Annotated in this window: 7 protein-coding genes and 1 riboswitch; of the genes, 3 read left to right on the plus strand and 4 right to left on the minus strand. The window is 68.8% G+C overall.

The genetic code is table 11. The features are described from left to right. From BN11_RS17990 to ileS, 3 genes are all read right to left on the minus strand, one after another. A partial coding sequence (locus tag BN11_RS17990) for an aminotransferase class III-fold pyridoxal phosphate-dependent enzyme (protein WP_048699665.1) occupies positions 1-254 on the minus strand: 254 nt, incomplete at its 3' end. Next, entirely contained in the window at positions 247-909 is a 663-nt protein-coding gene (locus BN11_RS24295) for a hypothetical protein (protein WP_048699666.1), read from the minus strand. The genes BN11_RS17990 and BN11_RS24295, both read right to left, overlap by 8 nt. A gap of 76 nt (positions 910-985) precedes the next feature. Continuing rightward, positions 986-4,309 carry an isoleucine--tRNA ligase gene (gene ileS, locus BN11_RS18000; protein ID WP_048701915.1) on the minus strand — a complete coding sequence of 1,108 codons (3,324 nt, stop codon included), beginning with the start codon at positions 4,307-4,309 and terminating at the stop codon, positions 986-988. A 355-nt stretch (positions 4,310-4,664) separates the two neighbouring features. On the opposite strand from ileS, the gene BN11_RS18005 reads away from it, so the two are divergent. Further along, a complete protein-coding gene (locus tag BN11_RS18005) occupies positions 4,665-5,270 on the plus strand; it encodes a GNAT family N-acetyltransferase (RefSeq protein WP_048699667.1) in 606 nt (201 codons plus the stop codon). Here BN11_RS18005 and BN11_RS18010 read toward each other — a convergent pair. Further along, positions 5,267-5,605, minus strand: coding sequence for an MGMT family protein (locus BN11_RS18010; protein WP_048699668.1), 339 nt, complete (start codon positions 5,603-5,605; stop codon positions 5,267-5,269). The genes BN11_RS18005 and BN11_RS18010 overlap by 4 nt on opposite strands. A gap of 58 nt (positions 5,606-5,663) precedes the next feature. Here BN11_RS18010 and BN11_RS18015 point away from each other — a divergent pair, with 58 nt between their 5' ends. Both BN11_RS18015 and BN11_RS18020 read left to right on the plus strand, forming a co-directional pair. Beyond that, positions 5,664-6,740 (plus strand): NAD(P)H-dependent glycerol-3-phosphate dehydrogenase, encoded by a 1,077-nt coding sequence (locus BN11_RS18015; protein WP_083433862.1) that lies wholly within the window; start codon positions 5,664-5,666, stop codon positions 6,738-6,740. Positions 6,741-6,903: 163 nt separating this feature from the next. Beyond that, a riboswitch (cobalamin riboswitch) is annotated at positions 6,904-6,975 on the plus strand. A 95-nt stretch (positions 6,976-7,070) separates the two neighbouring features. Continuing rightward, on the plus strand, positions 7,071-8,518 hold a 1,448-nt coding region (locus tag BN11_RS18020; RefSeq protein ID WP_162213286.1), incomplete at its 3' end, for a prenyltransferase/squalene oxidase repeat-containing protein.

Below are 8,518 nucleotides of genomic sequence, written 5' to 3' on the forward strand. Positions count from 1 at the left end.
CCCCCCCCCCCCCCCCCCCCGCCGATGGCTTTCGCGGCGGTGGTCAGGTCGGGTATGACGCCGAATCTGGACTGGGCGCTGCCGGGGCTCATCCGCAAGCCGCAGATGACTTCGGCGAAGATCAACACGATCCCTTCGCGCGTGTAGATCTCACGCACTGCCGCCAGAAACTTCTCGCGCGCTTCGAGGCAGCCGCAGTTGTAGCTGATCGGCTCCAGGATGACGGCGGCGAGCTGGCCGGCGGACTTACGCACGGCGTGCTCGAGTGCCCGTCGAAGCGCAGTACCTTGTCCCGGCCGGTGAAGGCCCGCGCCAGCCTGATGGCTGCTTGCGTCGCCTCGGAACCCGTATTGGCCAGTCGGATCTTCTCGCAGCTTGGGAAGATCTGCCGGGTGAGCTTGGCGAGTTCAAGGGGTCGGCGATGACGACCAGAGCATCGACATCGCAGTCTTCGACGACGCCGTCACGTGCCACTCCGGGGATGCCGAGGGCTATGCCGCGGATCAGTTCGTCGGTCGCCAGTTGCTCCGCGATCAGCTCCTCGATGACGGAATAGGTGATGGCGTCCGGATGACGTTGTTCGCTCAGACGAACCTGCCCGAGGGCGTCCGCCACCGCGAACGCCACGGTGTTCTCACCGTGCTCGGTGACGACATAGACGACCAGGACATGGAGGTAGTCCGCGTTGTATTCGAAGCGGCTTGCCGGACGGCCGACATAGCCGTCCTCCTGGGACGTGCGGATGATCTCGCCGTCGGCGCGCATCTCGTTCAGGATGGTGTTGCACGTCGAGACGCTCAGGCCCGTCCACGCCGCCATCTCGGCCTTGGTGCACGTCTTGCGAACGTGCAACTCTCTGCGGATCCGCTCGCGATTGAGCTGCCGCACTTCGGGCGTGCTGCTCACCATGTGCGGCCTCTCCCCGTCTACGTTGGCCGGATGCTATCAATCAGCCGCATTTCACGGCCGATCCGTGCTCGGATCATCAGCGGCGGATGAGAAGTCGCACGGGGTAGCGGTCACCGACGGTTGCCTCGACCACGCCCGGGTTCCCGGGCGTCAGGGCGTCGAGATCGCCGGACATCTCCAGAATGCTCGTCAGGGTCTCGCCCTTGATCAGGTCGCGGTGTTCCTCCATCGCGCGATTGACGAAGTCGCCGCCCGTCACGAGCAGGGCGATGCGGTCGGAGACGTCCAGGCCGGCATCGCGCCGGGCGCCCTGGACGGCTCGGATCAGGTCGCGGGCCACGCCCTCGAGCTCCAATTCCAGCGTAACGTCGGTGTCGAGGACGACGAATCCGCCGCCGGGAAGCAAACCCGTTGCGACGCTGCCGCCGCCGTCGGTGTCGACAACGGTCTCGAGGGCGTACTCCCCCTCGACCAGCGGCAGCCCGCCCGCGATAACCGTGCCGTCGTCGCCGATGGACCAGTCGCCGCTCTTGCTACCCTTGATGGCCACCTGCACGTCCTTGCCGAGCCGCGGGCCGGCGGCACGGGCGTTGACGGTCAGCTTCTGGCTGATGCCGAAGTCGGACTGGTGTGCGTCGGAGACAGCGCGAACGTCTACCGACTTGACATTGAGCTCGTCGGCGATGACGGCCGAGAAGGGCCGCAGCGCAGCGGCATCCGCGGTCACGACGGTCAGTGATGACAGGGGCAGCCGGGTGCGCAGCCGCTCGGCCTTGCGCAGCGACGAGCCCACCGAGCACACGGTCTGGACCCGGTCCATGGCCGCGACGAGGGTGTGGTCCTCGGGCAGGTCATTGATGTTGGGCCAGTCGGTCAGGTGCACCGAGCGCCCGCCCGTCAACCCGCGCCAGATCTCCTCGGTCACGAGCGGCAGCAAGGGGGCGGCGACACGGCATACCACCTCCAGCACCGTGTAGAGGGTGTCGAAGGCGTCCTTGCTCGACTGCGTCACCGTGCCACCGGCGGCCCAGAACCGATCGCGCGAGCGGCGGATGTACCAGTTGCTGAGCACGTCGAGGAAGGTGCGCGTCAGTTCGCACGCGCGCGGGATGTCGTAGACGTCTTGTGCCGCACCGGAATCCGCGACGTACTCCCGCAGCTTCGCGAGGATGTAGCGGTCGAGGCCGTCGGTGGAATCGGTCCGCCACTGGGCGTCATAGCCGGCGGCCCCGGCGTAGAGGGCGAAGAAGTACCACGCGTTCCACAGCGGGATCAGCGCCTGGCGCACGCCCGCGCGGATGCCCTCCTCGGTGACGATCAGGTTGCCGCCGCGCAGGATCGGGCTCGCCATGAGGAACCAACGCATCGCATCGGCGCCGTCGCGATCGAAGACCTCCGAGACGTCCGGGTAATTGCGCAGCGACTTGCTCATCTTCTGGCCGTCGTCGCCGAGCACGATGCCGTGGCTGATGCACGACTGGAACGCCGGCCGGTCGAAGAGCGCTGTGGCGAGGATGTGCAGCGTGTAGAACCAGCCGCGGGTCTGCCCGATGTACTCGACGATGAAGTCACCCGGGAAGTGATGCTCGAACCACTCCCGGTTCTCGAACGGATAGTGCACCTGGGCGAAACTCATCGAGCCGGAGTCGAACCAGACATCCAGCACGTCCTCGACGCGCCGCATCGTCGACTGTCCGGTCGGGTCGTCCGGGTTGGGCCGGGTCAGCTCGTCGATGAACGGCCGGTGCAGATCCGGCTCGCCCTTCTCGTTGCGCGGGAGCACCCCGAAGTCTGCTTCGAGCTCGGCGAAGGAGCCATAGACGTCGAGCCGCGGATACTCGGGGTTGTCCGAGCGCCACACGGGAATCGGGCTGCCCCAGAAGCGATTCCGCGAGATCGACCAGTCTCGGGCATTCTCGAGCCACTTGCCGAACTGGCCGTCCTTGACGTTGTCGGGGGTCCAGTCGATCTCCTGGTTCAGCTCCATCATCCGCTGCTTGAACTTCGTCACCTCGACGAACCAGGACGAGACAGCCATATAGAGCAGCGGCTGCTTGCAGCGCCAGCAGTGCGGATAGGAGTGTTCGTAGGTCTCCTTGCGCAGCAGCACGGTGCCCTCGGTGACGGGACCCGGATCGGCCTCTTCCCCAGCGCCATCCACGAACGTGCGAGCCTTGAGGTGTTCGGTGATGAGCGGGTTGGCGTCGAAGACGTGCACGCCTTCGTAGGCGGTGACCGGGAAGATGAAGGTGCCGTCCGGTCCCACCGTCAGCACCGTCTCGACGCCGACCTTGTCCAGCGCTGCCTTGTCCTCCTCGCCGTAGCCGGGCGACATGTGCACGATACCCGTGCCGTCCTCGGTCGTGACGAAGTCCTCCCCCAGCACCTGGTGGGCGCCCGCGTAGCCGACGTAGTAGGGGAAGGGCGGGGTGTAGGTCGAGCCGACCAGGTCAGAACCCTTGAGGCGAGCCACGATCCGGCTGCTGGGGTCCTTGCGAGTCGCCACAGCGTGATCGGCCTTGCCGGGCCACAGATCGTTGGCGTAAGAGGCGAGGCGGGCGGCGGCCAGCACATAGCGCTCGGTGCGGCCGGTCGCCTCCGACTCGACGACGACATAGTCGACGTCGGGCCCGACGGCGATGCCCATATTCGACGGGAGCGTCCACGGGGTCGTCGTCCAGATCAGGGCGAGGGCGCCGGCATACGGCCCACTGGCCAGGCGATAGCCGACGGTGACCGCCGGGTCCTTGCGGATCTTGTAGACCTCGTCGTCCATGCGCAATTCGTGGTTGGACAGCGGAGTCTGGTCGTTCCAGCAGTAGGGCAGGATACGGAAGCCCTCGTAGACATATCCCTTGTCGTACAACGACTTGAAAGCCCACAGCACCGACTCCATGAAGGTCGGGTTGAGCGTCTTGTAGTCGTTGTCGAAGTCGACCCATCGGGCCTGGCGGGTGACATAGTCCTGCCACTCGTGGGTGTATTTCATGACCGATTCGCGGCACTTGGCGTTGAAGGCCTCGATGCCGAGGTCGAGAATCTCGTCCTTGGTCTTGATGCCGAGCTGGCTCATCGCCTCGAGCTCGGCCGGCAGCCCGTGGGTGTCCCAGCCGAAGCGGCGCTCGACGCGCATCCCGCGCATGGTCTTGTAGCGCGGCACGATGTCCTTGACATAGCCGGTGAGCAGGTGCCCGTAGTGCGGCAGGCCGTTGGCGAAGGGCGGGCCATCGTAGAAGACGAACTCGTTGTCTCCGTTCTGGCCGGCCGGGCGGTTCTCGATGGAGGCCTGGAAGGTCCCGTCCGCGTCCCAGTATTTCAGCACGGCTTCCTCGATCGCCGGGAAGCGGGGGCTGGCGGGGACGGCGCCGGCACCGGTGGTGCTCGCCTTGGGATAGGCCATCGGTATGCGGTGCTCCATGCTCGGCCGGCCCTCGTGAGGCCGGTTGTGGTCCGGTCACGAGGACGACGCCGGCCCCGGTCGGGGCCGCCACCGCGGTACCACCTCGCTTGCCGCAGGTCGCGCACCCTCGCGGGGACACGGCATACGACCGCTCGTGCCGGCTGTGACGGGCCACTCCCGTCCGGGTCTAGTGAGCAAGAGGGCGGTATGCCGCCGCCTCGCCGTTCTTCCGGAGGCTCGCCGCTGATGACGGCTCGAACGCCTGTGGTGCCGAGTTTACCTGCCGGCCCGGGTGGGTCCGCACGCGTATTTGCGGGACGTTTTCCGTCCGGGATTGCCCCTAGCGTGGGGCGCTATGGGTGACGTGACGATCCGGCCGGCTAACGAGACAACTCCAGGGGACATCCAGGTCGTGTTCGGGACCAGAGGTTCGGCATGCGATTGCCAGTGCCAGCGTTACAAACTCGCCCGCGGCGAGGCGTTCGGCAAGTTCCCCGTCGAGGAACGGCGCCGGCGGCTGGAGGAGCAGACGGCGGCGGGCGACCCGGACGCCGAGGCGACGAGCGGGCTGCTCGCGTATCTCGACGGAGAGCCCGTGGGCTGGTGCGCCGTCGAGCCGCGAGCGAACTACCACGGGATGGCACGCAATCAGAAGGTGCCGTGGGCCGGGCGCACTGAAGACAAGAGCGACCCGAGCATCTGGGCCATCACGTGTGTCTTCACGCGAACCGGCTTCCGCGGCAAGGGAATCGCCGACGCGTTGGCAGCGGCCGCGGTCGAGCATGCCCGAGCGGGCCGCGCTGCCGCGGTCGAGGCCTATCCCATCCTGACGACGCCGGGCGCGCGGATCACGTGGGACGAGATCCACCCCGGCACCCCGCAGATGTACGCCGCGGCGGGCCTGGTGGAGGTGGCGCACCCGTTTCCCCGCCGCCTGGTCATGCGCCGAGACTTCCCCTAGCCGGCGGGAGGAGGCGAGTGGACGGCATACCGCTGCTCCAAGACCCGCTGGTCGGTGCCGAACTCGGCGATCCGGCACCCCAGTCCGTTGGGTTTGATCGCGATCCCCTCCTCGCGCCAGTGCGCGAAGGCCTCGTCGCGCAGATGCGTGGGCGGGTCGCCGTAGGCGTTGGTGACGCGCCACCAGGCGACCCCACCGCCATACCGGCTCATGATCGCCCCCACCTGGCGGGGACCGACGCCGGCGATCTGACCGACCTCGCCGTATGCCGCGATCTCGCCTCGCGGGATCAGCTCGACGACGCGCAGGACACGCTCGACCGCGGCCTCGTCCATGCCGCGCGACATTAACGGACGCGGTTAGCATTGCGCGACCGGCCCTAAGGAGATTGGCGTGCGTGTAGCGGTGCTCGGTGCGGGCTCCTGGGGAACAGCTCTGGGTTATGCCCTGGCGACCAAGGGCTACGACGTGGCCATGTGGGACATCGATATGCCTGTGCTGCAGTCGATTACGGCGCACGAGAATACCCGCTACCTGCCCGGCATCACCCTGCCGTCATCCATGCACGGAGAGCCCGAACTCAAGGCGGCGCTCGCCCGCGCCCAGCTGGTGGTGTTCGCCGTGCCCTCTCAGGCGATGCGCTCCGTGGGCACGCAGGCGGCCCCGCTGATCCGGGACAAGGCACTGTTGTGCTCGGTGACCAAGGGCATCGAGGTCGACACCCTGATGACGATGAGCGAGGTCCTCCAGGACGTCCTGCCGCAGCGCCTGCACTCGCGGCTGACGTTCCTGTCGGGGCCGTCCTTCGCAGTGGAGGTGGCGCGGGAGTTCCCGACGGCGGTCACCATCGCCGGCGAGGACGCTGAGGTGACCTCCCAGGTGCAGCGCGCCTTCCACACCCCCTTCCTACGGCCCTACGTGTCCGACGATGTCGTCGGCGTCGAGATCGCCGGCTGTGCCAAGAACGTCATCGCGATCGCCTGCGGCGCCGGCGACGGATTGGGGTATGACGCCAACACCCGGGCCGCGACGATCACCCGGGGGCTCGCGGAGATCACCCGGCTCGCCGTGGCCCGGGGGGCGAACCCGCTCACCTTGCTAGGGCTGGCGGGGGTGGGCGATCTCGTGCTGACCTGCAGCTCGGTCAAGTCGCGCAACTACCGGGTGGGTTTCGGGCTCGGTCAGGGCCGCCGGCTCGACGAGGTGCAGGCCGAGCTCGGGCAGGTGGCCGAGGGCGTGCTGAACGCCAAGTCGGTCAAGGCGCTCGCCGAGCGGGCCGGGGTGGAGATGCCGCTGTGCGGCATGGTGTATGCCGTGCTCTACGAAGGCCGGGACATGGCCGATCTGCGCTCCTTCTTCGCCGAGCGCCCCCTCAAGTCCGAGCCGGAGCACCACCTCGGCCGCTGGACACGTCGCTTCCGCCGCCGTGGCCGCCGCGTGGCCGCCGGCCCGGCCACCCCAGATGCATGACGTGGCCTGTGGACAGACAGCGCTGACGTCCTCACCGTCGCATCCCTGTCGGATCGCCCGTGTGACCTCCAGCACCGTGCCAGGCGCCGGCCTCGTCGTCGAGGCCCGCGCCGGAGGCTAGACTTGACTCGGTGCCGCTTTCGCGGTGCCCCGCACGTGCGAGGGGAAGCCGGTCGAAGTCCGGCGCTGACCCGCAGCCGTAGGCCGCCCACACCGGGTGGCAAGCCGGAATGCCTCGTCCGCTGCGGTCGTCCTGTCCACCGCCGAGGCATGCGGTACGCAGGGCCGGGCAGGACCGGCTCACGTATCGCGCGAGGAGCCGGAGTCATCGTGCATCGCCCTCCCCTGACTGTTGCCGCGTCCGCGGTGGCGCTGGCGTGTGCCCTGACGATCGCGGCGGCGCCGGGAGCTGTGGCGGATCCGAGCGCCGGCGCATCCGACGCGGCAGCGTTCCTGGCGCGTGAACTGGCTGCGTCCGGTGACGTGCTCGACTACCCCGGCACCGACCAGGACGACATCGGCGTCACGATGGACGCGCTGTTGGGGATGCTCGTCGTCCGCTCCGGCAAGACGCAGGTGGAGCGCTCGAGCGACGCCGTCGCGGCGAACCTCGACGACTACCTCGGTCCCACATTCGGCGCCACCGAGCTGTATGCCGGGCCGGTCGCCAAGTCGATGCTCCTCGCCGCCGCGACGGGTCGCGACGTGCGCGCGTTCGGCGGGCACGATCTCGTCGCGGACCTGGGTGGGCTGGAAGGGGCCGATGGACGGTATGCCGACCGGACGGCATACGGCGACACGAGCAACACCTTCACTCAGGCCTTAGGTGTGCTGGCGATGACTCGCGCCGGCGGCGGGGCATCCGAGAAGGCAGTGAACTTCCTTGTGGCCCAACAATGTCCGGACGGCGGCTTGCGGATGGTGCCCGGCACTGACCCCTGCGTCAGCGATCCGGATGCCACCTCGCTCGCCGTGGCGGCCCTGCTCGGAGCCGGTGGCCGCGAGGCCGAGGCGGCATCCGCGCTCGACTACCTCTCCGGCGCACAGACCTCGGCCGGCGGTCTCGGCGGCGGCACGGGCGCCACGGGGGTCAACAGCAACAGCACGGGCCTGGCCGGTCTGGCCTTCCGGCTCGGGGGGCGAGAGGCGGAATGGGCGCTGGCGAACGACTACCTCGGCGGTCTCCAACTCGGCTGTGACGCACCGGAATCCGTGCGGGCCGCCGTGGCCTACGACCAGGCCGGGTATGACGCGCTCGTGGCCGAGGGCGGCGGGGCTGTGGCCGACGATCAGGAGCGCCGGGCGACCGCTCAAGCGGTCCTGAGCTTCGGCCCCGACGGGCTGCTGGACGCCTCCGTCGATCTGGCGACCGACGCCGCCGGCGACTGCTCAGACTCACCCTCGTCGTCGAGCACGTCCAGCTCGTCGAGCACGTCCAGCCCGCCGACGAGCGGCACACCCTCGCAGACCACGACGCCGACCACGACCACGCCTGCGCCGACTGCCGCCACCGTGACCGCGACGGTCACGGTCACCACAACCGCGTCGAGGCCGGCGCCGCCCGCTCCCCCGGCGACCCGGACGGTCACCGTCACCCCGCACCACGAACGCGCCCCGACTCGTGCCGCGACGTCGTCGTCCTCGCCTGCGGCGTCCCTCTCCAGCACCGAGGCGGCCACCTCGTCGACGGCCACCAGCACGCCAGCCCCGGCATCAGCCACTGCGTCACCGGCCGCCCCCAGCGCCGACCCCAGGGCCGCCGTCACGGCGGGGGGGCA

It is taken from the genome of Nostocoides australiense Ben110, assembly GCF_001050535.1.
Classification (GTDB): domain Bacteria; phylum Actinomycetota; class Actinomycetes; order Actinomycetales; family Dermatophilaceae; genus Nostocoides_A; species Nostocoides_A australiense.

What these genes read in the sequence shown, in the direction of transcription:
- BN11_RS18010 (WP_048699668.1), bottom strand. Translation starts at nt 5,605, where the DNA reads ATGGACGAGGCCGCGGTCGAGCGTGTCCTGCGCGTCGTCGAGCTGATC.
- BN11_RS24295 (WP_048699666.1), bottom strand. Translation starts at nt 909, where the DNA reads ATGGTGAGCAGCACGCCCGAAGTGCGGCAGCTCAATCGCGAGCGGATC.
- BN11_RS18005 (WP_048699667.1), top strand. Translation starts at nt 4,665, where the DNA reads ATGGGTGACGTGACGATCCGGCCGGCTAACGAGACAACTCCAGGGGAC.
- ileS (WP_048701915.1), bottom strand. Translation starts at nt 4,309, where the DNA reads ATGGCCTATCCCAAGGCGAGCACCACCGGTGCCGGCGCCGTCCCCGCC.